At 59.4% G+C, this 24,911-nt stretch carries 23 protein-coding genes and 2 tRNA genes; 16 read left to right on the top strand and 9 right to left on the bottom strand.

Annotated features, from left to right (window positions below; translation table 11 throughout):
* Window positions 1-244: 244 nt before the first annotated feature.
* From TQ39_RS12040 to TQ39_RS12010, 7 genes are all read left to right on the top strand, one after another.
* A tRNA-Thr gene (locus tag TQ39_RS12040) sits at window positions 245-320 on the top strand.
* Between the two features lie 12 nt (window positions 321-332).
* A tRNA-Tyr gene (locus tag TQ39_RS12035) sits at window positions 333-418 on the top strand.
* 76 nt (window positions 419-494) lie between these two features.
* On the top strand, window positions 495-1,055 hold the full coding sequence (locus TQ39_RS12030) for an HD domain-containing protein (RefSeq protein ID WP_082052238.1): 561 nt from the start codon (window positions 495-497) through the stop codon (window positions 1,053-1,055).
* 210 nt (window positions 1,056-1,265) lie between these two features.
* Window positions 1,266-1,652: a PH domain-containing protein gene (locus tag TQ39_RS12025; protein ID WP_009325308.1), complete on the top strand. Its 387-nt coding sequence runs from the start codon at window positions 1,266-1,268 to the stop codon at window positions 1,650-1,652.
* Between the two features lie 190 nt (window positions 1,653-1,842).
* Window positions 1,843-2,097: an AbrB/MazE/SpoVT family DNA-binding domain-containing protein gene (locus TQ39_RS12020; RefSeq protein WP_009325309.1), complete on the top strand. Its 255-nt coding sequence runs from the start codon at window positions 1,843-1,845 to the stop codon at window positions 2,095-2,097.
* Window positions 2,094-2,945, top strand: a complete 852-nt coding sequence (locus TQ39_RS12015; RefSeq protein WP_050005684.1) for an ABC transporter ATP-binding protein — start codon at window positions 2,094-2,096, stop codon at window positions 2,943-2,945. Before TQ39_RS12020 ends, TQ39_RS12015 begins: the two co-directional genes overlap by 4 nt.
* The gene (locus tag TQ39_RS12010; protein ID WP_050005683.1) at window positions 2,942-3,586 is read left to right on the top strand and encodes an ABC-2 transporter permease; all 645 of its coding nucleotides are present in this window, start codon (window positions 2,942-2,944) and stop codon (window positions 3,584-3,586) included. The genes TQ39_RS12015 and TQ39_RS12010 overlap by 4 nt, the downstream gene beginning before the upstream one ends.
* A gap of 217 nt (window positions 3,587-3,803) precedes the next feature.
* On the opposite strand, the gene TQ39_RS12005 is transcribed toward TQ39_RS12010, so the two are convergent.
* Complete coding sequence (locus TQ39_RS12005; protein WP_009325312.1) at window positions 3,804-4,691, bottom strand: LysR family transcriptional regulator; 888 nt, start codon at window positions 4,689-4,691, stop codon at window positions 3,804-3,806.
* Window positions 4,692-4,800: 109 nt separating this feature from the next.
* Between TQ39_RS12005 and TQ39_RS12000 the strand changes: the two genes are divergently transcribed.
* The gene (locus tag TQ39_RS12000) at window positions 4,801-6,084 is read left to right on the top strand and encodes a cation:proton antiporter (RefSeq protein WP_050005682.1); all 1,284 of its coding nucleotides are present in this window, start codon (window positions 4,801-4,803) and stop codon (window positions 6,082-6,084) included.
* Between the two features lie 137 nt (window positions 6,085-6,221).
* Entirely contained in the window at window positions 6,222-6,476 is a 255-nt protein-coding gene (locus TQ39_RS11995) for an HPr family phosphocarrier protein (protein WP_242853488.1), read from the top strand.
* Window positions 6,477-6,572: 96 nt separating this feature from the next.
* On the opposite strand, the gene TQ39_RS11990 is transcribed toward TQ39_RS11995, so the two are convergent.
* Window positions 6,573-9,590: an EAL domain-containing protein gene (locus TQ39_RS11990; protein WP_050005681.1), complete on the bottom strand. Its 3,018-nt coding sequence runs from the start codon at window positions 9,588-9,590 to the stop codon at window positions 6,573-6,575.
* A 34-nt stretch (window positions 9,591-9,624) separates the two neighbouring features.
* Window positions 9,625-11,079: an extracellular solute-binding protein gene (locus TQ39_RS11985; protein WP_050005680.1), complete on the bottom strand. Its 1,455-nt coding sequence runs from the start codon at window positions 11,077-11,079 to the stop codon at window positions 9,625-9,627.
* Between the two features lie 248 nt (window positions 11,080-11,327).
* Between TQ39_RS11985 and TQ39_RS11980 the strand changes: the two genes are divergently transcribed.
* The 6 genes from TQ39_RS11980 (at window position 11,328) to proS (ending at window position 18,506) form a co-directional block, all read left to right on the top strand.
* On the top strand, window positions 11,328-11,675 hold the full coding sequence (locus TQ39_RS11980) for an Asp23/Gls24 family envelope stress response protein (RefSeq protein ID WP_009325317.1): 348 nt from the start codon (window positions 11,328-11,330) through the stop codon (window positions 11,673-11,675).
* 60 nt (window positions 11,676-11,735) lie between these two features.
* Complete coding sequence (locus tag TQ39_RS11975) at window positions 11,736-13,427, top strand: DAK2 domain-containing protein (protein ID WP_050005679.1); 1,692 nt, start codon at window positions 11,736-11,738, stop codon at window positions 13,425-13,427.
* Window positions 13,428-13,629: 202 nt separating this feature from the next.
* Window positions 13,630-15,681: an ATP-dependent DNA helicase RecG gene (recG, locus tag TQ39_RS11970; RefSeq protein WP_050005678.1), complete on the top strand. Its 2,052-nt coding sequence runs from the start codon at window positions 13,630-13,632 to the stop codon at window positions 15,679-15,681.
* Window positions 15,682-15,811: 130 nt separating this feature from the next.
* Window positions 15,812-16,537: a DUF554 domain-containing protein gene (locus tag TQ39_RS11965; RefSeq protein WP_050005677.1), complete on the top strand. Its 726-nt coding sequence runs from the start codon at window positions 15,812-15,814 to the stop codon at window positions 16,535-16,537.
* A gap of 215 nt (window positions 16,538-16,752) precedes the next feature.
* Window positions 16,753-16,980: an acyl carrier protein gene (gene acpP, locus TQ39_RS11960; RefSeq protein WP_009325321.1), complete on the top strand. Its 228-nt coding sequence runs from the start codon at window positions 16,753-16,755 to the stop codon at window positions 16,978-16,980.
* A 107-nt stretch (window positions 16,981-17,087) separates the two neighbouring features.
* Window positions 17,088-18,506: a proline--tRNA ligase gene (gene proS / locus TQ39_RS11955; protein WP_050005676.1), complete on the top strand. Its 1,419-nt coding sequence runs from the start codon at window positions 17,088-17,090 to the stop codon at window positions 18,504-18,506.
* A gap of 75 nt (window positions 18,507-18,581) precedes the next feature.
* Here the strand turns inward: proS and rfbB are convergent, their stop codons facing one another.
* The 4 genes from rfbB to TQ39_RS11935 all read right to left on the bottom strand — a co-directional run bounded on the left by rfbB (window position 18,582) and on the right by TQ39_RS11935 (window position 22,354).
* Complete coding sequence (gene rfbB, locus TQ39_RS11950) at window positions 18,582-19,637, bottom strand: dTDP-glucose 4,6-dehydratase (RefSeq protein ID WP_050005675.1); 1,056 nt, start codon at window positions 19,635-19,637, stop codon at window positions 18,582-18,584.
* 4 nt (window positions 19,638-19,641) lie between these two features.
* Entirely contained in the window at window positions 19,642-20,544 is a 903-nt protein-coding gene (gene rfbD / locus TQ39_RS11945) for a dTDP-4-dehydrorhamnose reductase (protein ID WP_009325324.1), read from the bottom strand.
* Between the two features lie 50 nt (window positions 20,545-20,594).
* Window positions 20,595-21,479 carry a glucose-1-phosphate thymidylyltransferase RfbA gene (gene rfbA, locus TQ39_RS11940; RefSeq protein ID WP_009325325.1) on the bottom strand — a complete coding sequence of 295 codons (885 nt, stop codon included), beginning with the start codon at window positions 21,477-21,479 and terminating at the stop codon, window positions 20,595-20,597.
* A gap of 98 nt (window positions 21,480-21,577) precedes the next feature.
* Window positions 21,578-22,354, bottom strand: a complete 777-nt coding sequence (locus TQ39_RS11935) for a glycosyltransferase family 2 protein (protein WP_050005674.1) — start codon at window positions 22,352-22,354, stop codon at window positions 21,578-21,580.
* A 129-nt stretch (window positions 22,355-22,483) separates the two neighbouring features.
* Here TQ39_RS11935 and TQ39_RS11930 point away from each other — a divergent pair, with 129 nt between their 5' ends.
* On the top strand, window positions 22,484-22,876 hold the full coding sequence (locus tag TQ39_RS11930) for a putative ABC transporter permease (protein ID WP_009325327.1): 393 nt from the start codon (window positions 22,484-22,486) through the stop codon (window positions 22,874-22,876).
* A gap of 60 nt (window positions 22,877-22,936) precedes the next feature.
* Here the strand turns inward: TQ39_RS11930 and TQ39_RS11925 are convergent, their stop codons facing one another.
* Both TQ39_RS11925 and TQ39_RS11920 read right to left on the bottom strand, forming a co-directional pair.
* The gene (locus TQ39_RS11925; protein ID WP_050005673.1) at window positions 22,937-23,677 is read right to left on the bottom strand and encodes a response regulator transcription factor; all 741 of its coding nucleotides are present in this window, start codon (window positions 23,675-23,677) and stop codon (window positions 22,937-22,939) included.
* Between the two features lie 373 nt (window positions 23,678-24,050).
* Window positions 24,051-24,908, bottom strand: a complete 858-nt coding sequence (locus TQ39_RS11920; protein WP_050005672.1) for a carbohydrate ABC transporter permease — start codon at window positions 24,906-24,908, stop codon at window positions 24,051-24,053.
* Between the last annotated feature and the right edge of the window lie 3 nt (window positions 24,909-24,911).

Raw genomic sequence — 24,911 nt, 5'->3', positions numbered from 1 at the left:
TCACTTTCTCTGTTCAGTTGTGTGCCGTGCCGCATCTGCGCGGCGCTTTTCTTCCTCTTTTATCTTAGAGCCGCGCGGCAAAAAAAGCAAGAGGAAAGGCGCGTACCGCGCTCCCGTAAAAGTTTTCTCCGTCCGGTAAAAAAGGGGCTTGACAAAGGCCGGAGGAATTGATATTATATTTAAGCGCCATGATTCTTCTTTTGGGCGCATATAAAGGATATGAAGCTGGCAAGCCGATTTCCACGCTGGTGTAGCTCAGCTGGTAGAGCAGCTGATTTGTAATCAGCAGGTCGGGGGTTCGAATCCGTCCACCAGCTCCATTTATTGAATATGGGAGAGTTCCCGAGTGGCCAATGGGGGCAGACTGTAAATCTGTTGCGTCTTCGCTTCGATGGTTCGAATCCATCCTCTCCCACCAAAAAAGTTGCATTTCATTTTTGGAATGTAACTTTTTTATTTTTGCTGTCATCTCACCGGAAAAAGGCGGTATAAACATGGGAGAAATATTAAATAAAGCAATCGTGTACGCAGTAAAGGCTCATAACGGCCAGGTGAGAAAGGGTACGCAGGTCCCCTACATTCTTCATCCCTTGGAGGCTGCGTCTATTGTAGGCACTCTGACAACGGATGAAGAAGTCATAGCAGCCGCTGTTCTGCACGACGTCGTGGAGGATACCGCCGCCACAACAGAATGCATTCAAGAAGCCTTTGGGGAAAGGATCGCCGCTTTGGTCGCTGCAGAAAGCGAAAACAAACGAGAAGATCTGCCTGCCGGATCGACCTGGAAAATCCGTAAGCAGGAAACAATAGATCACTTGAGGGACGCTTCCATAGAAGTAAAAATGTTAACGCTCGGCGATAAGCTTTCCAATATCCGTTCCCTTTACCGGGATCAGCTTGTTTACGGAGAGCGGTTATGGCAAAGATTCAACCAAAAAGATAAACAGGAACACTACTGGTATTACAAACGCATTACCGAATGCCTCACAGAACTGAAGAATCATTGTGCTTACGCAGAATACGCCGGGCTGGTAGAAAAAACCTTTAAAGAATGATCCCCTGCAATTATTCGCTGTCCCTGAAGCTCTCATAAAAACCAAAGAGCGGGCTGTCCGCCAGTCTCTTTGGGAAGCTGGTTCCGGAAAACACCAATTGAAACGCGCTGTTTCCTTGGGCGGCAGACAAAATGTCCGACACAAATTTTCTGCTTTGGTTGATTTTGCCGCACCGGCTTGGTACAATAACACCAAAAGGGGGCTTTGGCTATGGAAAACGCAGACAACGGCGGCATCGTTTGGAGCGACCGAAAACGCATCGCATTCGGCCTGCCATGGACTTTTACGAAATATACGCTGACAAAAGAAAAGCTGCTCATCCACACCGGCATGCTGAACACGCAGGAGGATGAGGTGCGCCTGTACCGCATTATGGACGTGACGCTGCGCCGCTCGCTGTGGGAGCGTATGTTCGGCCTTGGCACCATCCACTGCTGCTCGGCAGATAAGTCCACGCCGGAGTTCGATATCGCCTGGGTGAAGGACGCGGCACAGGTAAAGGAAACGCTCTCCGACATGGTGGAGGCTGAGCGCATGGCAAAACGCGTGAGCAGCCGCGAATTTATGACGGACGACGAGGACGGTGAAATGCTGTAACGCGCCGTCCCGCAAAAATATCATTCCGGCGCCGCCGGACGGGAAGACCGTCCGGCGGCGCTTTTGTTTTTTAGAACAAATATTTCTGTTTTTCCGGAAAAGGTATTGTTGACTTTTCGTTTCATAAAAGTATAATAAGTTATACAAGTTATATTTTTAAGAATTTTATTAAAGAAAGAGAGGGCTGTTTATGAGCATGAAAATGCCAAAAGGGAAATACATGGCTACTGTCAAGGTAGGCGAAAAAGGGCAGATCGTCATCCCGAAGGGAGCGCGGGAGCTGTTCGGCATTGAGCCAGGAGACACGCTTCTGCTTATGGCGGACGTGAAACAGGGCATCGCCATCGTGCAGAATGACGCATATATGAAATTTGTGGACGCCGTGTTCAGCGTGCAGCAGGAGCCTCCCGTGGCACCGGACGGCGAATTGGAGGCAGAAAAATGAACGTGCTTTCTGTTCGCGGATTATGCAAGCGGTACGGCTCTTTTGCACTGCGGGACGTTTCCTTTGACGTTGCGCCCGGTTCCATCACGGGCTTCATCGGCCGCAACGGCGCCGGAAAAACAACAACGCTGAAATCGCTGTTGGATTTTGTACACCCCGACGCCGGCGAGGCGCTGTTTTTCGGCAGGCCGCTGTCCGCGGATGAATTCGGCGTCAAGCAGGCGGTGGGGTTTGCGTCCGGAGGCTTCGGGTTTTATCCCCTTAAGCGCCTGCGCACTGTAACGGATGTAACGCGCCGCTTTTATCCGAGCTGGGACGAGACGGCTTACCGCCGGTATCTCGCGCTGTTCGCGCTGGATGAAAACAAACGAGTGAAAGAGCTTTCCGAGGGCATGAAGGTAAAGTACGCCCTGGCTCTGGCACTCTCTCACCGGGCGCGGCTTTTGGTGCTGGACGAACCCACCAGCGGGCTGGATCCCGTTTCCCGGGACGAACTGTTGGAGATCTTTCTCCAGCTTGCCCAGGACGAAGGCATCAGCATCCTGTTTTCCACGCATATCACCTCCGACCTGGAAAAATGCGCCGACCACATCGTATACCTGCGGCGGGGCGAGGTGGCGGCAGACGCAGACGCGGACGCACTGCGCGCCCGGTACCGCACAGCCGCACTGACAGCCGCGCAGCGGGACGCTGCGCCCGAGGGCCTGCTGCTGGGATGCAAACGGGAGCGGGAAGGCTTCAGCGCTCTGCTGCGGGCCGAGGACGCGCCCCGCCTTGGCGCCGATACCGCGCCCGCATCGCTGGAGGATATTATGGTACATCTGGAAAAGGAGGACGGCGGCCTATGAAAAACCTGATGCGCAAGGAGCTTGTGCTGGCCATGCATCCGGCTTCGGTGCTGTTCCTGCTGCTTTCCGCAATGCTGCTCATCCCCAACTATCCTTATTATGTCATTTGCTTTTACACCTGCCTGGGCACCTTTTTCATCTGCCTGACGGGGCGGGAGAACCGGGACATCGAGTTCACGGCGCTGCTGCCCGTGCGCAAGACCGATCTTGTGCGGGCGCGCGTTTTTACGGTGATGCTGATGCAGCTGGCACAGCTCGTGATCGCCGTTCCCTTCGCCGTGTTCAGCAGCCGTGTCTCCGCGGAAAACCTTGTGGGCATGGACGCGAACACCGCGTTTTTCGGATTCGCGCTGGTGCTGTACGGCGTGTTCAATCTTGTCTTTTTCCGAAACTACTACCGCGCGCCGGGCAAGGTCGGCAAGGCCTTCGGTTGGGGCTGCGGCGCCCTTACCCTTTGCATGGTGGTATTCGAGGCCTGCGCCCACACCGTCCCCTTTGTGCGGGACCGCCTGGACACGCCGGACCCGGCGTTCCTGGGCGAAAAGCTCACCTTATTGGCCGCTGGCGCCGCACTGTACGTGCTGCTGTCGGCGCTGGCATTGCGGCGCGCCATGCACAGCTTTGCCGCGCTGGACCTGTGAGCCAGCCTCGCGTTTTGCAGTGTAAAACATCAAAAGGCAGGGTCGTAAAGCCCTGCCTCAGCTTGTCGAAAAAGCTTCGCTTTTACGCGCCTCGGCACTGGCCCTGCGGGGCGTCGCGGGGTTATTTTAAATGAAAAAGGGATTCTCCACCCCTTTTTCAAGCTTTTTCCCCGGACGCTTCTTTTATTTCTTTGCCTTTTTCCGTGCCTCCCCCGGCTCAGCGCCGGCCGATATATAGACGGCGCAGCTCCTCCAGGATCTCCGGATGGGAAAAATCCTGATGATGCACCATATTGATGCGCCGCACCATGCCCGGCTTCTCCAGCGGGACGACTGCCAGGCGGCCCGCCTGCTCGTCCTCGCGGCAGGCGCTGTGGGCGATGACGGAAATGCCCAGATCCTGCGCGACAAGCTCCTTGATGGTGGCGACACTGTCCATCTCGATGATGATATTGAAGTCCCGGATATCCGCCCCGCATTCGGACAGATAACTTTCAAACATCGAGCGCGTGCCCGCTCCCTTGGGACGCATGATGAACCGCTCGCCCTGCAGTGCGCCGATGGCGACGCTGGCACGCCGTGCCAGCGGGTGGATGGGCGACACCACAAGACACAGGTAATCGGTATCCAGCAGCACTTCGGTGTAGCCGGATGCCGGGAACTGCCCGTCCACGATGGCTACGTCCAGCTCGTAGGAGCGCATCATATCATAAAGATTTTTTATGGTGTCCGTAACGATATTGATGTGTACGCCGGGCGTCTGGTTGCAGTATTCGGCCAGCACCTGCGGCACACAGCTTTCGCCCACGGTGTGGGTGATGCCCACCCCGATGTGTGACATGCAGATGCGGCTGTCCTCGATGGCCTGACGGGCGTTGCGGTATACAGCCAGCGCCCGGCGGGCGTATTTTACCAGAATCTCGCCTTCCGGCGTCAGGCGCAGCTCTTTTTTATCCTTATAAAATATATGAATGCCGAACTCCTGCTCCAGCTGGCGCATATGATGGCTGACAGCGGGCTGTGTGAGCGAAAGCCGCTGTGCCGCCCGTGTGTAACTGCCCGCACTGATGACCTCCAGGAGGGTCTCTATCTTCGCATCAAACATTTTGCTCCCCAATTCATTAAAAAATTTTATACGCATATGAAAAGTCATAATTTGATTTTATCACAGTGTGCGCATATAATCAAGCACACAACAGAAAGAGGTGTGCTTGATGAACATTTTTACCTTGCCGCAAAGCGCGGGCGGCGTATTACTGGGCGTCGCCATTCTGCTGACAGCCGGTTTTTTGATGACGCGCCTGACGCGGCGCCTGCATTTACCCAACGTGACGGGCTATATTCTGGCGGGTATCCTGGTGGGACCGTATGCACTGAACCTGATCCCCGCATGGCTGTCCGGCGGCATGGAATTCGTCACCGATCTCGCGCTCTCCTATATCGCGTTTTCCGCCGGACGGTATTTCCGTATCGCGGATCTGAAGCGTTCCGGCGGAAAGGTGCTGGCTGTCACACTGGCCGAGGCGCTGTGTGCCGCCGTGGCCGTCACGCTGACGATGATCTTCGTATTCCGCCTGTCCGTGCCGTTTGCACTGCTGCTGGGCGCCATCGGCTGCGCCACGGCCCCTGCCTCCACCATCATGACGATCCGGCAGTACCGCGCCAAAGGACCTTTCGTCAACCTGCTTTTGCAGGTGACCGCTTTGGACGACGCGGTGGCCCTGACCGCCTTCAGCGTTTGTACCGCCGTGGTGAACGCGCTGCAGACAGGCCATATACAGTTTGCAGACGTGGCGCTGCCCCTGCTGTGGAATCTGGGGGCGGTGGCGTTGGGGCTGGCGCTGGCCGTGCTGCTGCGTTGGCTTGCCGGGCAGGGGCATTCCCAGGCACACACACTGGTACTCGTCAACGCGGTGCTTTTGTTTTTGAGCGGGCTGTGCTCGACACTGGGCATTTCACCGTTGCTGGCCTGTATGGCACTGGGCGCGGGTTATGTGAACCTGGGCGGCGAAAAGCGTCTGTTCAAGCGGATGGACAAATTCTCTCCGCCGTTCCTGCTGCTGTTCTTCGCGCTTTCCGGCCTGCGTCTCAACATCCCGTCCCTCGCAACGGCGGGCGTTATCGGCGTGGCCTATTTCTTCGTACGCATCGCAGGCAAATACGCGGGGGCCAGCAGCGGTGCGGCGCTGTGCCGCGCCGACCCGTCCATCATCAAATATCTGGGCCTCGCTCTCACGCCTCAGGCCGGCGTTTCCATCGGTCTTGCCGTGCTGGGCCAACGCATGCTGCCTGCGGCCGAAGGCACGATGCTGGCTACCATCATCCTTTCCTCCGCTGTACTGTATGAGCTGACCGGCCCGGCCTGCGCAAAGCTTGCGCTGCTGCGCAGCGGCGCCATCCCCCACCCTGCAACCCGGCAGCCCGCCCGCGGGCATGGGCGGATGCCGAGCATGCCGGATACGGGCGACACGCAGGAACCGCCCCGCGCGGCGGGATAAAAACGCCGCGCCACCGCAAAAAAACACAAAAACCCCTTTGTCATACGCTTCCTTTTATTGTATAGTAGAAGAGTAATCAAGACGTTTGCCTGGGCTCCGCGCAGTTCTGCGCGGCTGGAAAGGAGCGGTTTGCATTGGTGAGTTTTGCATATACCCTGACCGACCCGATGGGCCTGCACATGCGTCCCGCCGGTATGATGGCAAAGCGGCTGGCCGAAACGCCCTGTTCCGTCGTCATCCGATGCGGCACACGCAGTGCGGACGCGAAGAGCATCCTGAACGTGATGGCTCTGGCGGCCAAATGCGGCGAGACTGTGACCATAGAAGTAAGCGGTGAAGACGAAGAAGCCACCCTGCAGGAGCTGAGGGAATTTTTCACTGCCAACTTCTGAGCGGCGCGACCCGAACGAAAGCAGAGCGCCCCGGCGGCCTTTTCAGGCCGCGCCGGGGCGCTCTGTTCTGTTTTCCGCTTTTCTGCCCGGCGGCGGTCAATCCATTTCCCCGCGCAGCGCACGCAGACATTCAGCCCCCTCCGGCGTGACGGGAGGCGGCAGCAGAGCCGGGCGGGCCAGAAAATAGCCCTGCACATAATCCACGCCCAACGCAGCCAGAGCCTCCAGCTCGGCACGCGTTTCCACACCCTCTCCTACCAGCGCTATGCCTCGCACATGGGCGTAGGACACCAGATTTTCTACCAGCTGGCGCTTGTCGTCGTCTTGGTCCACGCCGCGCACGATGGCAACATCGATTTTCACATAATCCGGCTGCACAGCCAGCAGCATGGCCTCGCCGTTATAGCCGCTGCCGTAATCGTCCAGCGCCAGCTTTCCGCCGCTGCGCCTCAATGCCTGCATTTTTACCGCCTGAAGATCGGCGTCTATGCGCGTGACCTCCGTCAGTTCCAGCACGACGCGGGACAGGTAGTCCCGGTATTCGCGATGAAACCGCGCCGTATCCTCGGGCAGCATGGCCTGGTTGGAAAGGGAGTTGATGAATACGCGGCAGCCCTCCGGGACGTGCCCTGCACGGCAGTGCGCCGCGAATGCGCCCATGGCCGTATGCCAGGTAAGAGTCTCCACCGCGCGCAGCTTGCCCTCCTGCCGCGCCAGTTCCAGCACGGCCAGCGGCGAGGACAGCTCCGGCGTGCGGGGGCGCATCAGCGCTTCGTAAGCAAAAATGCGGCCCGTGCTCACCTCTACGATGGGCTGGAAGTGGTAATCCACCAGCCGCTGCTCCAGCAAACGGTGCAGCACGCCGCGGCTCTGCACCAGATAGGCGTCACGCCGGTATGCCTCGCCGTCGAATTCCGCAAATTCGCCCTTGCCGCTGTTCTTCACCTGGTACATGGCGAAATCCGCATAGCGCACCAGCTCGTCGAACCGGTCGCTGTCCGCCGGATACCAAGCCACGCCGCCGGAAGCCCGCACCGGCTGGCGCACGCCGTCGGGCAGCGTAAGCGAAGCCCGCGTCATACGCTGGCGCAGCAGGGCGATCTGCCCGCGCACTTCTTCCTGTGTGTCATAACCGTGGAATAGCACGAAGAACTCATCGCCGGACATGCGTGCCACAAGGCAGCGTTCCCCGTCGGGGCTGGGAAGGCTCGCGGCCATACAGCGGATATAGGCGTCGCCCATATCGTGGCCGTAGGTATCGTTGATATACTTCAGGTTGTCCAGATCCAGCATCACCAGCGCACCCACGCACGCCGCCTGCGGCCCTCGGGCCAGCAACGCCAGCGCCATACGTTTGAATGCGCGGCGGTTATAAAGCTCGGTGAGCACGTCGTGGTCACGCTCGTATTCCATGCGTTCCAACGACATCCTGTCACTGGTGATGTCCTCGGCCAGGCCCGTCCAGCGGGAACTGCTGCGCAGCAGGCGCATACGCACCCAGCGCACGCCGTCCGGCTCCGGCATGCGGAAAATGTATTCCGTATGCTCGTCGTCGGTTTTTTCCCGTTCCGTCACATAGACGTGCAGGGCATCCATCGCTCTCTCGAAGGACTGTGGGCCGCGCACGGTGCTCGCCAGCTCCGGACGGCCGAATACGTCGAAAAACTGGTCGGTGAGGAACAGCGTGCCGTCCCGGCCGTCCACCTCAAAACCGCCCATGCGCACGCTGGCCATCTCCAGGATCTGGGTGAACTTGCCGCCCGCGCGCAGCACTTCGTCGCTGAGCGTCTCGATGGAGCCCGCCAGTGCGTCCAGCTCTGTGATATCCGTTTTTTGCAGGCGGGCGGGAACCGCCGGGTCCGTCGCGCGCACTTCGGCCGCCAGCTTGACGATGGGCTGCGAAACCGAACGTACGGTGATCAGGATCGTCACCAGACTGGTGAGAACGATGGATGCCAGCAGCGCCAGCATAATCAGCAGCGTATCGTGCTTGAGCGCGAACAGCGTGCGGCCCGGCACCGCCCCCAGCAGAACCCACTGATCATCTGCAAAAGGCGTGTTCGTATTGTACAGGTTCAGCACGGCGGAGCAGACGTACATCTCCTCGCCGCCGCCCCGCTCCAGCGTGTAAAGGCCTGCGCTCTCCTTTTCCAGATATACGGTGCTGAACCCGGAAGCCGCCAGATAGACAGGACCGCTCACCACCTGCGGCCGGACGGATGCTTCCGGGTCGGCCGCGCCGCGCACGCCCAAGATGTAAGCGCTGCCGTGATCCTCTGAAAGCTCGTCGTAAGGCAGCAACCGCAGCAGGTAGTCCTCGAGGATATCCACACCCAAAACACCGTACACCGTTCCGTCGGGCGCGATGAGCGGAACCGAATAAGAGATCAGACGGATGTTATCGCCGCTCAGCGTGTGCGGCGCAGCCCAATAGCCCGCATTTTCCCAGCCAAGGGACGGGTCCTCCACCGCCGCGTTGTAGGGTCTTATCAAGCAGGCATCGGCCCGCGCGGTGTCCCCCTCCAGCACGAACATCGGCTTCCAGTTGCTGTCCATGGCGATGCCGAGGCCGCGCACCAGTTCCAGCGGCGCGCGCTCCAGCAGCAGATCGCCGTTGCCGGCGCTGGTGTGGGCGGAGGGGTCTCTGTCGCGCAGGTAAAGCCCTGGCAATTGCAGGCTCTCGCTCAGTTCCTGCGGGAACGTCTGCGTGTTCAGTACGACAAAAGCCCCCGTCACGCTGTTTGTACGCATCAGAGAGACGAGTTCCGGCGCTGCCTGTTCCAGAAACGCGTTGTACTGGGCGGGGTCCGACGCCAGCTCTCCAGGCGTGACGGAGCCGTCCTGCACAAGGCCCTCGTACAGTTCGCCCAATACCTCCTGCGTCAGGCTGAGGTTGGACCAGCGGCGCACCATATCGTCTTCCAAATAGCCCGCCCGGCTCTGTACGCGCTGGTCCAGCACCGCGTATGCATTTTCGTCCATGCGTTCCAGCAGGCCTGAAAAATAAACTCCACCGATGAGCACGGCCACCTGGACCGTCAGCAGCAAGCATATGGGCACGAGCAGGCGGCGGCGGATCGACCGCCCATGCCTGCGCCTTTTTTCCCCATTCATCCGCTGTCCCGCCTTTCCAGCCATTATCTGTCTGTCAGCCCGCGATGCACATCTCCAGCGCCGTGCGCGTCTCCTCATACCACGCCTCGAAATTTTCATCCGTTACAAACTGCGCGGCAGCCTCTTCGTGCGGCATGCCCTCCGCCGTCAGCGCAAGGAACGCCTCGCGGTCCGCCCGTGCCTTTTCCACCATGGAATCGTTGAGGATGGCACGTGCCGCAGTGCCGTTCCTGAATGCTTTTGTAGTGTACATCTGGTTCTCGCTCGTCATGCCGATAGCGTTCGTGATGATGGCGCGCATTTTGGAACTGGCGCCTGCCGCGTCCATCGCCTGTTCCACAAACGTCATTTCATTGGCTTCTTTTTTCACCGGCACATAGCCGGAACCCAGCGAAAATTCCAGATTTCGCCCGGCTTCTGTGAACCACTTGAGAAATTCCACCGAAGCCTCAACTTCCTGCGGAGCGGCATTCGTCACAACAAGGCCCGCGCCCTGTTGCACGGCAAAATCTTCCCCGCCCTCGAATTTAGGGCATGGGTAGGCGCGCATCTCGATGGGATAACTCTCGGTATCGCTGAGGATGCATTCATCCGGGAAATAGGCAGCGCCCGAGGAGGATCCGACGCAGGCGATGATATTGCCCATTTTGATGTCGTCGCTGCGAAAGCGCCCGGACGCGCCGAACCAGCCGTTGATGAACGGCACATAGTAATTGTCCCACAGGCGGCGGACCACATCTTTATCGAAATCCAGCACCGGTGCGCCGTCCTCCACACGCAGAAGCTCCACGCCCAGTTGGCGCGCACCGATGATCATGTAATTGGCAAACGCGTCGCGGCCAAAAAACGCCTTTCCGTCGTCCGAAATATCCGGCGTTTGAGCGTCCGTCCACTCATAATATTGGCGCGCCGTCTCGGTAATGCCCTCCACAGTGGCAAAGGCGCTGTCATCCGCGCCCGTGGCAGCGGCGAATTTTTCCCAATCCGTCGCATTCAGCATCAGCAGCTCCACGGATTTTGCGATGGGGAATATCTTCAGCGTTCCCTCGCCCGAAAACGCGCCTTCCTCCAGATAGCCCGGCACATATTCAGCCAGCTCCTCGTCCGTCAGGTAGGGACGCAGGTCCGCCACAAGGCCAAGCCGGTCCACCGCATAGGCAGTGTCGGCGTAGGCGGCAAAAATATTGGGCACCTCCGGCGCGCCCACCTCCCGGTTGGCCGCAGCCAGCACGCTGGTCTCCAGATCCGTCACGGTGGCCTGGCTGGACTGCTGTACCGCGATGCCCTTTTCCCGGCCCACAGTCTCGTTGAATTCATTGACAAGATCCGCAAACGCCTGCTGCTGCGGGCCGTTGTAATAGTGCCAGACCGTCACGGTGACGGGGCTTTCCGGGCTGAACGCAGCGGAGCCGGACGCACCGGAGGCACACCCTGTTAAAAACAGCGCCGCCGCAAGGCACAGCGCCGCGATGCGTTTTGCATGCTTCATAAAAACTTCCTTTCCCGCACGCCGCGTCCGCCGCCGGCTGCGCGCAGCACGGGCCCGGCCCGCCGCTGCCTTCGTATATTCAATTATTCTACCATATGCGACACAAATAAACTACATCTATTTCCGTACGCGCATGCGAAAAAGAAATAAACCCGTGCAAAACCTGTACAATCGGGCCTTTGCGGTGTATAATATAATGGATTCCATCGCGCGGAGGCCCCGCGCGTGCAGTAAAGGAGTGATCGGTTTTGATCAAGTTCTACAACCCCCTTGGCAAGGTCTGCATGACCAGCGACTATTTCGCGGGCCTGGTGGGCGCCGCCGCCCAGAGCTGCTACGGTGTGTGCGGCATGGCCACGGGCGGCACGTCCGACAGTCTCAAAACCATCGTGCTCGGCACCAATTATCCCGACAAGGGTGTACGCGTCACGGAAGAGGACGGCAAGCTGGTGATCGAGCTGCATATCAAGGTGACCTACGGGCTGAACATTGCGGCCATCGTGCGCAGCATCACTCATAAAGTGAAGTACGCCGTGGAGGACGCCACCACTTTGAAGGTGGAGCGCATCGACGTTTACGTGGACGACATCGTCTGAAGCGTGCCCGTCCGGGCACCCGGCCGCCGGCCGAAACATTGTTTGAGGTGAAGAAACGAAATGATTACTGGTTTGACTTTGAAAAACAGCATCATCTCCGGCGCGAACAACCTTTCCAACCGCCGCGCCAAGGTCGACGAGCTGAACGTTTTCCCCGTGCCGGACGGCGATACCGGCACCAACATGGGCATGACCATCGGCGCCGCGCGGACAGAGCTTCTGAACCTGCCCGACGACTGCACCGTGGAAAAGGCCGCGCAGGTAACGGCCAGCGCCATGCTGCGCGGCGCGCGCGGCAACTCCGGCGTTATTTCCAGCCTGCTGTTCCGCGGCTTTTCCAAGGCGCTGCAGGGCAAAAAAACAGCCGATGCAAAGGACCTTGTGCAGGCGCTGGAAAAAGGCGTTGAGGGCGCATACAAGGCCGTGATGAAACCCACCGAGGGCACGATGCTGACGGTGGCCCGTGTGGCCAGCGAGGAAGCCGCGGCCAGCGGCATCGCGGACGCGGTGGAGCTGTGGCAGCTGGTGTGCACCGCCGCCCAGCGCGCGCTGGACAACACGCCCGAGCAGCTGCCGGTGCTGAAAAAGGCCGGCGTTGTGGACGCGGGCGGCCAGGGCCTTGTGTATATCTTCGAGGGCATGCTCTCCGTTTTTAAAGACAACCATATCATCGCCGCTGACGAAGCGCCGGAGAAGAGCGCCAAGCTCTCCACCAGCGGCGCAGGCAAGGGCGTTTACACCGACGACCTGATGAAGGTCGAAGACATCAAAAACGGTTACTGCACCCAGTTTCTGGTGAACAAAAACGACGGTGCCAGCAGCAATAAGCTGCGCGCCTTCCTGGAGAGCAACGGCGACAGCGTCGTGGTCATCGAGGACGATGAGGTCATCAACTGCCACGTCCACACTGCGGACCCGGGCAAGATCGTCAGCCATGCGCTGCAGTACGGCTACCTGACAAATTTCAAAATTGAAAACATGCACGAGCAGTTTCTGTCCCGCCAGGCGCAGGGCGAGGGGCTGAAAAAGCAGGCCGCCGCCGAGGCCGCGGATACGGGCAACGAGTTCACCTACGCCGCCGTGGACAACGACCGGGCGTTTGGCTTCGTGGCCGTCGCCGCAGGCGAGGGCCTCAAGGCCATCTTCACCGACCTTGGCGCTGACGCCGTGGTGTCCGGCGGGCAAACGATGAATCCCTCCACGGCCGATATCGTGGCCGCTGTGCAGAGCGTGCCCGCCAAGACGGTGTTTGTGCTGCCCAACAACAAAAACATCATTATGGCCGCCGAGCAGGCCCAGGGCATTGCGGACCGCACTATCGTCGTGCTTTCCACCCGCACCATTCCCCAGGGCATCACAGCTATGCTCAACTTTGACCCGGACGCCTCCGAGTACGAAAACGCCACCAACATGATGCAGGCGGCGGACAAAGTTGCAACAGGCCTTGTCACCTTTGCTGCCCGCGACAGCGATTTCGACGGCCGCAAGATCAAAAAAGGCGAGATCCTGGCGCTGGAGAACGGTAAGCTGGTGGCCACGGGCACCGACGTCACCAAGGTGACGTACCGCCTGGCGCGCAGCATGTGCAAAAAAGATACGAATTTCATCACCGTCATCTCCGGCTGCGATGTCAGCGAGGAGGACGCCGCCCGCACCACTGAGCTGGTACAGGCGAAATGCCCGGCAGGCATCGAAGTCACACACCTGAACGGCGGCCAGCCGGTGTATTACTATATCATAAGCGTGGAATAATAACCTTCCGGCCGCCGGCGCGGCCGCGCGCTGATGCATCCGCGTGCATGGGATTGCTGTGCCCGCCGAATGGTTGCGGGACAGTACGTGGGACTGTGCGCTTAGCAACAGGATATGACCAGAAATATAAGCGCCGCCGGAATCGGCGGCGCTTTTTTTATTCACTGCTCACTGCCGTGAATGCCGCGTACCCGGTATCCACGTGCATACCGCAGAAAAGGAGGGCGCAGGCTTGGATATCCGCTATTTAAAAGGCGTTGGGGAAAAACGTGCCGCCCAGCTCACCAGGCTGGGCATCCGCACTGTGGACGACCTTCTGGGCTTTTACCCCCGGGATTATGTGGACTACTCCCACCCCTACCCTGTTGCCGGCGCCCCCTATGACGTGAAGTGTGTGGTGCGCGCCACCGTATACGGCAAAAACGGCGGCGCGCGCATCCGCGGCGGCCGCCAGATGGCAAAGGCAACGGCCGGAGATGATACAGCCGGTTTAATTTTGACCTATTTCAACAATCCGTATGCGCTTCAAAAGCTGGAAGTCGGGCGCGAATATCTGTTCTTCGGCAAAGTGGGCGGCACATTCACGGCACGGGAGATGGTGAATCCCGTAATGCTGACGGTAGAGAGCGCCGCGGCCTCGCCACTGGTGCCTGTGTATCCGCAGACAGAGGGCGTGAGCAGCGCGTACCTGGCCAAGTGTGTGCGTGCTGCATTTGCCGCCGCACCGGATATCGAAGAACCGCTGCCCGCCGCGCTGATCGAAAAATACCGCCTGTGCGGCAAGGCCGAGGCCTTGCAGAAGATTCACTTCCCCCAGAGCCGGCAGGACGTGCAGGCTGCGCGGCGGCGGCTGATCTTCGAGGAGCTTCTGGCGCTGCAGCTGGGCCTGTTGCTGCTGCGCGGACGGGAGGCCGCACACACGGGCGCGCCCATGCGCCCGGCGGACCTGTCCCCTTTTTGGAACGCACTGCCCTTCGCGCCCACCGGCGCACAGCGGCGCGCAGCACAGGAGATTTTAGCCGATTTGGGGAAAAAGACGCCCATGAACCGGCTTTTACAGGGCGACGTGGGCAGCGGAAAAACGCTGGTGGCGGCGGCGGGCGTTTACGCGGCCGCGCAGAGCGGCTACCAGAGCGTGCTCATGGCCCCCACCGAGATTTTAGCGGCACAGCACGCGGACACGCTGGACCGCCTGCTGGCGCCGCTGGGCATCCGTGTGGCGCTGCTGACGGGCAGCGTGAAGGGCGCGGCGAAAAAGGCCGCGCTGCGGGCCATTGCCGCGGGTGAAGTGGAACTGGTGGTAGGTACTCACGCTGTGCTGAGCGCGGGCGTGGAATTCGCGCGGCTGGGCTTTGCGGTGACGGACGAGCAGCACCGCTTCGGCGTGCGGCAGCGCAGCCTGCTGGCCGCCAAGGCCGACCATCCCCACCTGCTGGTGATGAGCGCCACGCCCATTCCCCGCACGCTGGGGCTTCTGATGTTCGGAGACCTGGACATCTCGGTGCTGGATGAACTGCCGCCCGGGCGCACACCCGTCAAGACCTATGCCATCACGGGCAAAAAGCGCGCGGACATGTACGGCTTTGTGCGCAGGCAGCTGGCCGCCGGGCGGCAGGCATACATCGTGTGCCCCGTCATCGACGAGGGAGAAAACGACATGCAGGCCGTCACCACCTATTACACGGATGTAGCCCAGCCCCTTTTGGAGCATTACCGCGTGGGACTGATGCATGGGCGGCTGAAGGCCGCGGAAAAGGCCGCCGTGATGGACGCCTTTAAGGCCGGTGCGCTGGACGTGCTGGTGTCCACCACGGTCATCGAGGTGGGCGTGGACGTGCCCAACGCCAATATCATCGTGATCGAAAACGCCGAGCGGTACGGCCTTTCGGCACTGCACCAGCTGCGCGGGCGCGTGGGACGCGGCAAAGGCGAAGCGTACTGTGTGCTCATCAGCGACCATGCGACCGATGCGGTAAAAAAGCGGCTCTCGTTTTTATGCCATACGAACGATGGCTTCGAAATCGCAAAATTCGATCTGGAAACACGCGGGCCGGGCGACTTTTTCGGCAGCCGGCAGCACGGCCTGCCCACGCTGCGCATCGCGGACCTGATGGCCGACAGCCGTGCATTGTATGCAGCCCAGAAGGAGGCGCTGGCGCTCGTCGGAGCGGACCCGGCGCTGCGCAGCCCCGGAAACGCGGGGCTGCGACGTCTGGCCGAGGAGCTGTTCTCCGGCGACACGGCACTGAACTGAAACGGAAAAGCGGCACTGTATGGGGCCAAATGCGGAACCATCCGAAGGCATTCCGGTGGCGGCGCGCATGCATTCGCTGTAAGCGGGCACAGTGCCGTCCGGATAAAAGAAATGCGGGGGGACGGAAAAAATGACAGGCACGCTGGTAAACGCCGCGGCCATCGCGGCGGGAGGCTGCGTTGGGCTGCTGCTGAAAAAAGGGGTAAAGGGCAGCCATCAGGACTCCATCAACAAGGCGCTTGGCGTTGCGGTGCTGGTGCTGGGGCTCAACGGCGTAATCTCCTCCATGTTCACGGTGAACGCGGACGGTACGCTGGCCTCCTCGGGCGAGCTGCTGCTCATCATCAGCCTGGTGCTGGGCACGCTGGCGGGCGAGGCGCTGCGCATCGACGACAGGCTGAACGGCTTGTCCGGCCTTGTGGAGCGCAGGCTGCACCTTTCGGGCTTTGCCCAAAGCTTTGTGAACGGCGCCCTCATCTACTGCGTGGGCGCGATGGCCATCATCGGCGCGCTGAACGACGGGCTGCGGGGCGATGCCTCGGTGCTGTACATCAAAAGCCTGCTGGACGGCATCTCCTCTGTGGTGCTGGGCGCAACGCTGGGCCCGGGCGTCATCTTTGCCGCGTTGCCTGTTCTGGTATACCAGGGAGCCATTTCCCTTCTGGCGGGTGCGCTGGAACCGTTCCTCGCGGGTGAATTGCTGGGGCAGATCTGCGGCGTGGGCTACTGCCTGGTGCTGTGCATCGGCATCAACTTTCTCGGCATGACGAAGATCAAGACCGCCAATATGCTGCCGGCGCTGCTGGTACCTGTGCTGTGGAGTTTTCTGCAGCCGCTGTTCAGCGGGGCGGCATAAAGCGCGGCATGTTCCGTCCTTTTTGCAGATGTTCAACAAAACAAAAGCACTGTTTCGGGCGGCGGTTTTTGCTGTTTTCGCGCATATGAAATGCCGCGCAAAAATATTTTGCGAATACGCTTGACATCCTCTGTAAAACACGATATAAAGTTTATAAGACCTTTGCGCGGCCTCTTGCGCGCCGCGCGCAGAGATATTTTGGAGGGAATTTAGTTATGGTTTTTGAGCGCATCCGCGAGATCATCTGCGACCAGCTTGATTTGGAGGAAGACAAAGTCACCATGGACTCCGATATCATGGAAGATTTCGAGGCGGACAGCCTGGACGTTGTCGATCTCGTGATGTCCATTGAGGACGAATTCGGCCTGGAAGTGCCGGACGACCAGATCGAGAACTTCCGCACGGTCGGTGACGTTGTCCGCTATATCGAAGAAAATTCCTGAGCATCTGCCTGACGACGATCCCCCATGCGCACAGCAGGGGGATTTTTTGTGTGCCTGCGGCGCGAACGGAAAAGAAGAGGAGTCAAAACAATGAGCCAGAACAAAAAATGGTGGAGGCCATCACCCCCATCAACGAAGATTTCACCCAATGGTATACCGACATCTGCCTGAAAGCAGAGCTGGTGGATTATTCCACCGTCAAGGGCTGCGTCATTCTGCGGCCTTACGGCTATGCCATCTGGGAAAACATCATGCATCTGCTGGACGCGCGCTTTAAGGCCACAGGGCACGAGAACGTAGCCATGCCGCTGTTCATCCCCGAAAGCCTGCTGCAAAAGGAAAAAGACCATGTGGAGGGCTTTGCCCCCGAGGTGGCCTGGGTGACGATGGGCGGCTCCGAGCCGCTGGAGGACCGCCTCTGCGTGCGCCCCACCAGCGAGACGCTGTTCTGCGACCATTTCGCCCACGTGCTGCACTCCTATCGGGACCTGCCCATGAAATACAACCAGTGGTGCAGCGTGGTGCGCTGGGAAAAAACCACGCGCCCCTTCCTGCGCACGCGGGAATTCTGGTGGCAGGAGGGCCATACCATCCACGAAACCGCGCAGGAGGCCATCGAGGAGACCGAGCAGCAGCTGGAGACCTACGCTGATTTTTGTGAAAACGAGCTGAACATTCCCGTGCTCAAGGGTAAAAAGACGGACAAGGAAAAATTTGCGGGCGCGGAAGCCACCTATACCATCGAGGCCATGATGCACGACGGCAAGGCGCTGCAGAGCGGCACCAGCCATTACTTTGGCGACGGGTTCTCCCGCGCGTTCGGCGTGCAGTTTACGGGACGCGACAATACGCTGCAGTATCCCTTCCAGACAAGCTGGGGTATGAGCACGCGCCTCATCGGCGCCATCATCATGACTCATGGCGACGACGAGGGGCTCATCCTGCCTCCGGCCATTGCGCCGTACCAGGTGGTCATCGTACCGGTGGCCGCCCACAAGCCCGGCGTGCTGGAAAAGGCCGAGGAGCTGCGCGCGCGGCTCTCTAAATTCGTGCGTGTGAAGCTGGACGACAGCGAAAACAGCCCAGGCTGGAAATTTGCCCAGTGGGAGATGAAAGGCGTGCCCCTGCGCCTGGAGATCGGGCCCAAGGACATCGAGAACGGCCAATGCGTGCTGGTGCGCCGTGACAACCGGGAAAAAGCCTTCACAAAGCTGGAAAACCTGGAGGCCGCCATCCCCGCTCTGCTGGACGCGCTGGGCAAAAGCCTGTACGCCCGCGCCGAGGCAAACCGCGCCGGGCGCACCTGGACGGCCACGACCATGGACGAGGTGCTGGAGCGCGCCGGAGGCGAGAACGGCTACATCAAGACCATGTGGTGCGGCAATCTGGCCTGCGAGGAAATGATGAAGGAAAAGGCGGGGCTTTCCAGCCGGTGCATGCCTTTCGCGCAGGAGCATCTTTCCGACGTATGCCCCTGCTGCGGCAAGCCCGCGAAGGCCATGGTGGTGTGGGGCAAGGCGTATTGAGAACGCCGCCCAGCCACCGGACAAACAGCAAAAAACAAGCGCCGCCCCCCGGGGGCGGCGCTTTTGCATTCCGTTCTATTTGTTTTTGTACATCTCGGCATAATATTTCTGGTAATCGCCGCTGGTCACGTTTTTCATCCAGTCCTCGTGCTCCAGATACCAGTTGATGGTCTTTTCGATTCCCACCTCGAACGTCGTCTCGGGGTACCAGCCCAGTTCGTTCTTGATCTTTTCCGGGTCGATGCCGTAGCGGCGGTCGTGGCCCATGCGATCCTCCACATATTTGATGAGCGATTCGTCGATGGACGGGTCTACTTTATCGTGCAGGATCTCAATGATCTTCTTCACGATAAAGATGTTCGGACGCTCGTTATGGCCGCCCACATTGTACACCTCGCCCACGCGCCCGCCGCTGGCCACCATGTCGATGGCCTTGCAGTGGTCCTCCACATACAGCCAATCGCGCACGTTCATGCCGTCGCCGTACACGGGCAGGCCTTTTTTTGTTTTGGCGTTGTTGATCATCAGCGGGATAAGCTTTTCCGGGAACTGGTACGGACCATAGTTGTTGGAGCAGCGGGTAATGTTCACAGGCATGCCGTAGGTATCGCCGAAGGCCTTCACGAACAGGTCTGCGCTCGTCTTGCTGGCGGAGTAGGGGCTGTGGGGGTCCAGCGGAGTGGTCTCCATGAAATAGCCTGTCTCGCCCAGGCTGCCGTACACCTCGTCCGTGGAGACCTGCAGATACTTTTTGCCCTCGGCCCACTTGCCGTCCCTATACCAGGCGTTCTTGGCGCACTGCAGCATATTCACCGTGCCCTCCACGTTCGTCTTGACGAAGATCTCGGGGTTCGTGATGCTGCGGTCCACATGGCTCTCAGCCGCAAAGTTGATGACAAAATCAAAATCATACTGTCCGAACAGCGCCGTGATGGCCTCCCGGTCGCAGATATCGGCCTGCACGAATACATGGCGTTTGTCGCCCTCGATGCTCTTGAGGTTCTCCAGATTGCCCGCATAGGTCAGCTTGTCCACGTTGACAATGGTGATATCCTTGTACTTCTCCAGCATATACAGCACGAAGTTGGAGCCGATGAACCCGGCGCCGCCGGTGACGAGATAGGTTTTCATGTGTTTACTCCTCCGGTTTGTAGTTTTCAAAAAAACAGGCCAGCGCGGTTTTCCAATCGCGCATTTCATTTCCGATAGTCGCTTTCAGCATGGCGTTTTCCAGCGCCGAATACGCCGGGCGCGGCGCGATCTGCTTTTTCGCTCCGGCGATGAACTGCTCCGTCGTGCAGGGTGTCACCGTGGCGGGGATGCCGGAAAGGCGGATGATCTCGGCTGCGAACTCGCACCAGGAGCACACGCCCTCGCCCGTGCAGTGGTACACGCCGTATTCCTTGGTCACCAGCAGGTTCAATATCTCGTGGGCCAGATCCGCCGCATTGGTGGGGTTGCCCAGCTGGTCGTCCACCACCGTCACGCCGCCGTTCTGCCTGGCCAGACGAAGCATCGTCTTGACAAAGTTGTTGCCCGCGTAGCCGTACAGCCACGCCGTACGCACAATGAAATAGTGCGTGCAGAACTGCTGTACATACTGCTCGCCCAGCAGCTTTGTTTTGCCGTAGACCGAGCGCGGCGCGGGCAGGTCGTATTCCCAGACGGGCTGCGCCGCGTCGCCGCTGAACACATAATCTGTGGAGACATGCACCAGCTTTGCGCCAATCTCCTCCGCGGCCATGGCCAGGTTGCGCGCACCCAAGGCATTCACCGCAAAGGCCGCCTCCCGGTTTGTTTCGCAGCCGTCCACATTGGTGAACGCCGCGCAGGAAATGATGGCGTCCGGCGCGTGATGGCGCACATAGGCAGCCACCTCGTGGCGGTTTGTGATGTCCAGCGTGTCCACGTCCGTGGCAAGCACGGTGGCGCGCTGCAGCTTTGCGGGCAGGGGCCCCAGCTCCGTTTTTCCCGCGGCAATGCACCGGCGCAGCTCTGTCCCAAGCTGCCCGTTCGCACCTGTGATGAGTATTTTCATAATATTTTCCTCTTTTTCTGTTTTGCACTTCATTCGGCCCGAAGGGTGCCTCAATACTGCAGCCGCCCCTCGGCCACTCGCTTCAGGTGCTCGCCGTAGGGGCTTTTGCCGTAGCGCCGGGCGCTTTCCATCAGCTTATCCTTTGTGATCCAGCCGTTTTTGTAGGCGATCTCCTCGGGCGCAGAGATCTTGATGCCCTGGCGCTTCTCCACCATGCGCACAAAATCCGCCGCGTCCACAAGGCTGTCCATCGTGCCGGTGTCCAGCCAGGCAAAGCCGCGGCCCAAAAGCTGCACGTCCAGATCGCCCTTTTTCAGGTACATCTCGTTGAGCGTCGTGATCTCCAGCTCGCCGCGGGCCGAGGGCCTTACCTCCTTCGCCATCTGAACCACGCGTTTGTCGTAGAAATACAGGCCCGTGATCGCGTAATTGGATTTTGGCTGCGCGGGCTTTTCCTCCACGGAAACGACCTTGCCGTTTTCATCAAATTCCACGATGCCGAAGCGCTCGGGATCGTTCACATAATAGCCGAACACCGTAGCGCGTCCGTTTTCGGCGTTTTCCACCGCCGCGCGCAGCAGCCTGGAAAAGCCGTTGCCGTAAAAAATGTTGTCGCCCAGCACCATGGCGCATGGCTCGTCCCCGATGAATGCATCCCCCAGAATGAACGCCTGCGCCAGGCCGTCCGGCGAGGGCTGCACCTTGTACGACAGCTTCACGCCGAACTGGCTTCCGTCGCCCAGCAGCGATTCAAAACGGGGCGTGTCCTCCGGTGTTGAGATGATCAGGATATCCTGAATGCCCGCCAGCATCAGCGTGGACAGCGGATAATAGATCATCGGCTTGTCGTACACCGGCAAAAGCTGCTTCGAGGTGACCATCGTCAGCGGATACAACCGCGTGCCGGCGCCCCCGGCCAGTATGATTCCCTTCATTGTTCCTGCTCCTTTGCTTTTCTTTTTTCTCTGCTGTACATCTGCATACGTAAAACGATGCAGGCTTCCCCGTGTTTTCCCGGGAAAATACCCGCCCCTCAAACCATTCGGAAGCCCCATTTGCGCCAGTAACGGAGCATCGAGCGGATCTGCATCCAGAAATTCTTCCACTTTTTCTTTGTGTCCCGGTGCCAGGCATGATAGACATGCGCCTCGGGCACGTACATCACCTTGCCGTATTCCTGCGCCTTGCGGGTGATATCCGCGTCCTCCACATACATAAAATAACCCTCGTCGAAGCCGCCCATGCGGCGGAACGCCTCGGTGCGCATCACAAAAAAACAGCCCGTGCAGAACTCGATCTCCTGCGGGCGGGACAGATCCTCGTCCTGCATCAGATAATGCCGTTCCACGCCCTTCAAAAACGGCAGCGGAACCTGCCGGGCCAGCAGCGCCAGAAAGCTGGGCCTCCGCTTTGCCGTATACTGCTCGGCCCCGTTCGGGAACAGCAGGCGCGGCGTCGCCATCACCACATCCGGGTGAGCGTCCATCCACGCGCACAGCTTTGAAACGGCGTCGTCGTCCAACGTGATATCCGGGTTCACCACAAAATGGTAAACGCTGTCCAGCTGTGGCAGCACGGTGTTATGCCCGCTGCCGAAGCCCACGTTCTCGGGCAGGCGCACCACCTTCACTCCGGGGCCAAGCTGCTGCGCCGCAAGCCATTCGCCCGCGCCGTCCGGCGAGGCGTTGTCCACCAGTGTGAGCGAAAGCGCCGCGTCCCGTGTGTGCTCCACCAGAGAGCGCGCGGCCTGTGCCGCTTCTTCCCCACCGCCGTACACAACGATGCACGCGCTGACCTTTGTCTTTTGCATAACTACTCCATTCTCAGTTTATGGTCTTATATATTTTACCATCTTTCCCCCACAAATAGCAATGGGCGGCGCAATTGTTTGTGATATTCCGTGCAAAAACGGCGCATCCTATACCCGGGTGATGTGTAAATGAAGGAAAAGGCAACGGCTTTCGCGGTGGGTGCCACCGGATATCCCTGTATCGAGATCCTGGCGCGGGGACACACGCACTGGAGCATGGCCCTGCTGGGCGGCATATGCGTGCTGGCTCTGGTGTGGATCGCGCGGCGATACCCCGGCATGAACATCGCCGTGCAGGCCGCGCTGGGCACGGCGTTCATCACAGCGGCGGAATTAGCCGTAGGGCTGGTGGTGAACCGGGCGCTGGGCTGGCAGGTATGGGATTACAGCCGGGAATTCGGCAATGTGCTGGGACAGATATGCCCCCTGTTCAGCTTTTACTGGTTCCTGCTGTGCCTGCCCGTGTTCGGCCTGCTGCGTCTGGCCGCACGCTGGAAAGCCAAGCGCGCGTCTGAGGTGTAAGGCGCGCAAAACCGCGCCCCGTGTGCAGCATACGGGGCGCGGTTTTGTTTTAACGCAGGGTCATCTTGCAATCTGCTTATTGCGGTATTCGTTGGCGCTCATATTCTCCATTTTTTTGAAAATGCGGGAAAAATGCGTCACATCCGCAAAGCCCACCGCGTCGCTCACTTCCCAGACCTTGAGGGCTGGGTCGGCCAGCAGCTCCTTTGCTTTGGCGATGCGAACGCCGTTGAGCAGGTCGGAAAAACTCTGGCCAGTGTTCTTGGCAATGAGCTTAGAGAGGTGCCACTGGCTGACGTAGACCTTGTCCGCCACGTCGGGCAGCGTCAGTTTTTCCGCATAATGCTGCTCAATGTACTGCACCGCTTTCTTTATGATGAAATTCTGCGCATTTTCCGCAGACTGCACCGCGCCGGACGCGGGCGCGCCGCCCAGGTTTTCCACCATGACGGCCAGCGCCTCTTCCAGCTCATGCATCTTGCTGGGCTTAAGTACATACCGCACCACACCCAGGCCGATGGCCCGCTGGGCGTACTCAAAATCCGGGAACCCGCTCAGGATCGTCACCTGCATGTCTGGGAACTCGCTGCGTACAGCCGCCAGCAGCGCAAGCCCGTCCGCGCCCGGCATGCAGATATCCGTGAACAGGATATCCGGTCGCTTTTCCCGCAGCACGGCCTGCGCCGCAAGCCCGTCGGACGCGGTAGCCGCCACTTCGCAGCCATACTTCGCCCAGGGCATCACCTTTACCAGGCCGCTGACGATGATATCCTCGTCGTCCACGATCATCACCTTATACATCCTATATCACCACACTGTTTTTGCCTATGGTCATAGTATACCATAACACCGCGAAGCGGCCTCAATAAAACCGCATCTATTGCGGTTTTGCATGGTCCAATGTTCTCAAAGCCCTGTGCGTCAGCACAGGGGCGTGTGCAATGCACACGCGCAGCCGCGCAAGCGGCGGCTTTGAGGTTATTATACCATATTTTTAAGCTCACACTTCGCGTACCGCTCGTGTTCACCAACCGGACATATTATACCATATTTCCATTCCCCCGCCCAACGGTGGAAAAGCGCGGCACCGGGCGCGCCCCATGCACCGAACACAGGACACGCCCGCCCGCCGCGCGAAAAAGGGGAGCACCTGTAAAATGCGCCGCAAAAGCTGTCAGCCCTTCACCGCGCCGGCAGTCATCCCCTTAATGATATAGTTCTGCAGGAAGATATAGACCACCAGCACCGGAATCACGACCATCACCACCGCGGCCACCATCAGGCCGTAGTTCGTGCCCGCCTGGCTGGATATCTCATTCAGCAGGCGCGTGATGGTGAAGAATTTTTTGCTGCGCAGGAAAAACATCTGTAAAAAAAGGTCGTTGTAGCTCCACAGAAACGTGAAGATGCCCACCGTGGCAAAGCTGGGCTTGGCCAGCGGCATGATGATTCGGAAGAATATCTGGTAGACGTTGTAGCCTTCCAGATAAGCGGCTTCCTCCAGATCCACCGGGAGGCTGCGGATGAAGCCCATCAGCACAATGATGGCAAACGACAGGTTGCCCGCAATCTGCGGCAGGACGACCGAGAGCCGCGTCAGCCAAATGCTGCCTGTATTCACGATGCCCCAGGACGACTCCATGCGGAACACCGGGATGATCGTGGAGAACACCGGGAACATCATGCTGGCGATGATCATGGAATGCAGAAAGCCCCGCAGCCGGAAGCTGTACCGCACCATAGCGTAGGCGGCAAGCCCAGCCAGCACCATCACCACCACAGTGACGGCGCCGCTGATGACAATGCTGTTGACATAGGCCGTGCCGATGTCAACGCGCTTGAAGGCGGTGACGTAGTTCTCCAGTGTGAATTTGTCGCCGATGGGCAGCGAGAATGTATCGCTGCGGATCAGCCCGCGCGGCTTGAAGGAATTGAGGATGACCCAGATAAAAGGATAGATCGTCGTGAGCGCCCACAGGGACATAAACCCATAGAGGAGCGTTTTTCCCACGGGAAAGCGTCTGCGTGTCATAAA

It is taken from the genome of Ruthenibacterium lactatiformans (assembly GCF_000949455.1).
Lineage (GTDB): Bacteria > Bacillota > Clostridia > Oscillospirales > Ruminococcaceae > Ruthenibacterium > Ruthenibacterium lactatiformans.
The sequence above is the reverse complement of the archived record's forward strand: the minus strand, read 5'-3'. Positions and strand labels throughout refer to the sequence as shown.

Coding starts and splice junctions, on each gene's coding strand:
- TQ39_RS12030 (WP_082052238.1), top strand. CDS start 495: ATGGGAGAAATATTAAATAAAGCAATCGTGTACGCAGTAAAGGCTCAT.
- TQ39_RS12025 (WP_009325308.1), top strand. CDS start 1,266: ATGGAAAACGCAGACAACGGCGGCATCGTTTGGAGCGACCGAAAACGC.
- TQ39_RS12020 (WP_009325309.1), top strand. CDS start 1,843: ATGAGCATGAAAATGCCAAAAGGGAAATACATGGCTACTGTCAAGGTA.
- TQ39_RS12015 (WP_050005684.1), top strand. CDS start 2,094: ATGAACGTGCTTTCTGTTCGCGGATTATGCAAGCGGTACGGCTCTTTT.
- TQ39_RS12010 (WP_050005683.1), top strand. CDS start 2,942: ATGAAAAACCTGATGCGCAAGGAGCTTGTGCTGGCCATGCATCCGGCT.
- TQ39_RS12005 (WP_009325312.1), bottom strand. CDS start 4,691: ATGTTTGATGCGAAGATAGAGACCCTCCTGGAGGTCATCAGTGCGGGC.
- TQ39_RS12000 (WP_050005682.1), top strand. CDS start 4,801: ATGAACATTTTTACCTTGCCGCAAAGCGCGGGCGGCGTATTACTGGGC.
- TQ39_RS11990 (WP_050005681.1), bottom strand. CDS start 9,590: ATGAATGGGGAAAAAAGGCGCAGGCATGGGCGGTCGATCCGCCGCCGC.
- TQ39_RS11985 (WP_050005680.1), bottom strand. CDS start 11,079: ATGAAGCATGCAAAACGCATCGCGGCGCTGTGCCTTGCGGCGGCGCTG.
- TQ39_RS11975 (WP_050005679.1), top strand. CDS start 11,736: ATGATTACTGGTTTGACTTTGAAAAACAGCATCATCTCCGGCGCGAAC.
- TQ39_RS11965 (WP_050005677.1), top strand. CDS start 15,812: ATGACAGGCACGCTGGTAAACGCCGCGGCCATCGCGGCGGGAGGCTGC.
- acpP (WP_009325321.1), top strand. CDS start 16,753: ATGGTTTTTGAGCGCATCCGCGAGATCATCTGCGACCAGCTTGATTTG.
- proS (WP_050005676.1), top strand. CDS start 17,088: ATGGTGGAGGCCATCACCCCCATCAACGAAGATTTCACCCAATGGTAT.
- rfbB (WP_050005675.1), bottom strand. CDS start 19,637: ATGAAAACCTATCTCGTCACCGGCGGCGCCGGGTTCATCGGCTCCAAC.
- rfbD (WP_009325324.1), bottom strand. CDS start 20,544: ATGAAAATACTCATCACAGGTGCGAACGGGCAGCTTGGGACAGAGCTG.
- rfbA (WP_009325325.1), bottom strand. CDS start 21,479: ATGAAGGGAATCATACTGGCCGGGGGCGCCGGCACGCGGTTGTATCCG.
- TQ39_RS11935 (WP_050005674.1), bottom strand. CDS start 22,354: ATGCAAAAGACAAAGGTCAGCGCGTGCATCGTTGTGTACGGCGGTGGG.
- TQ39_RS11930 (WP_009325327.1), top strand. CDS start 22,484: ATGAAGGAAAAGGCAACGGCTTTCGCGGTGGGTGCCACCGGATATCCC.
- TQ39_RS11925 (WP_050005673.1), bottom strand. CDS start 23,677: ATGTATAAGGTGATGATCGTGGACGACGAGGATATCATCGTCAGCGGC.
- TQ39_RS11920 (WP_050005672.1), bottom strand. CDS start 24,908: ATGACACGCAGACGCTTTCCCGTGGGAAAAACGCTCCTCTATGGGTTT.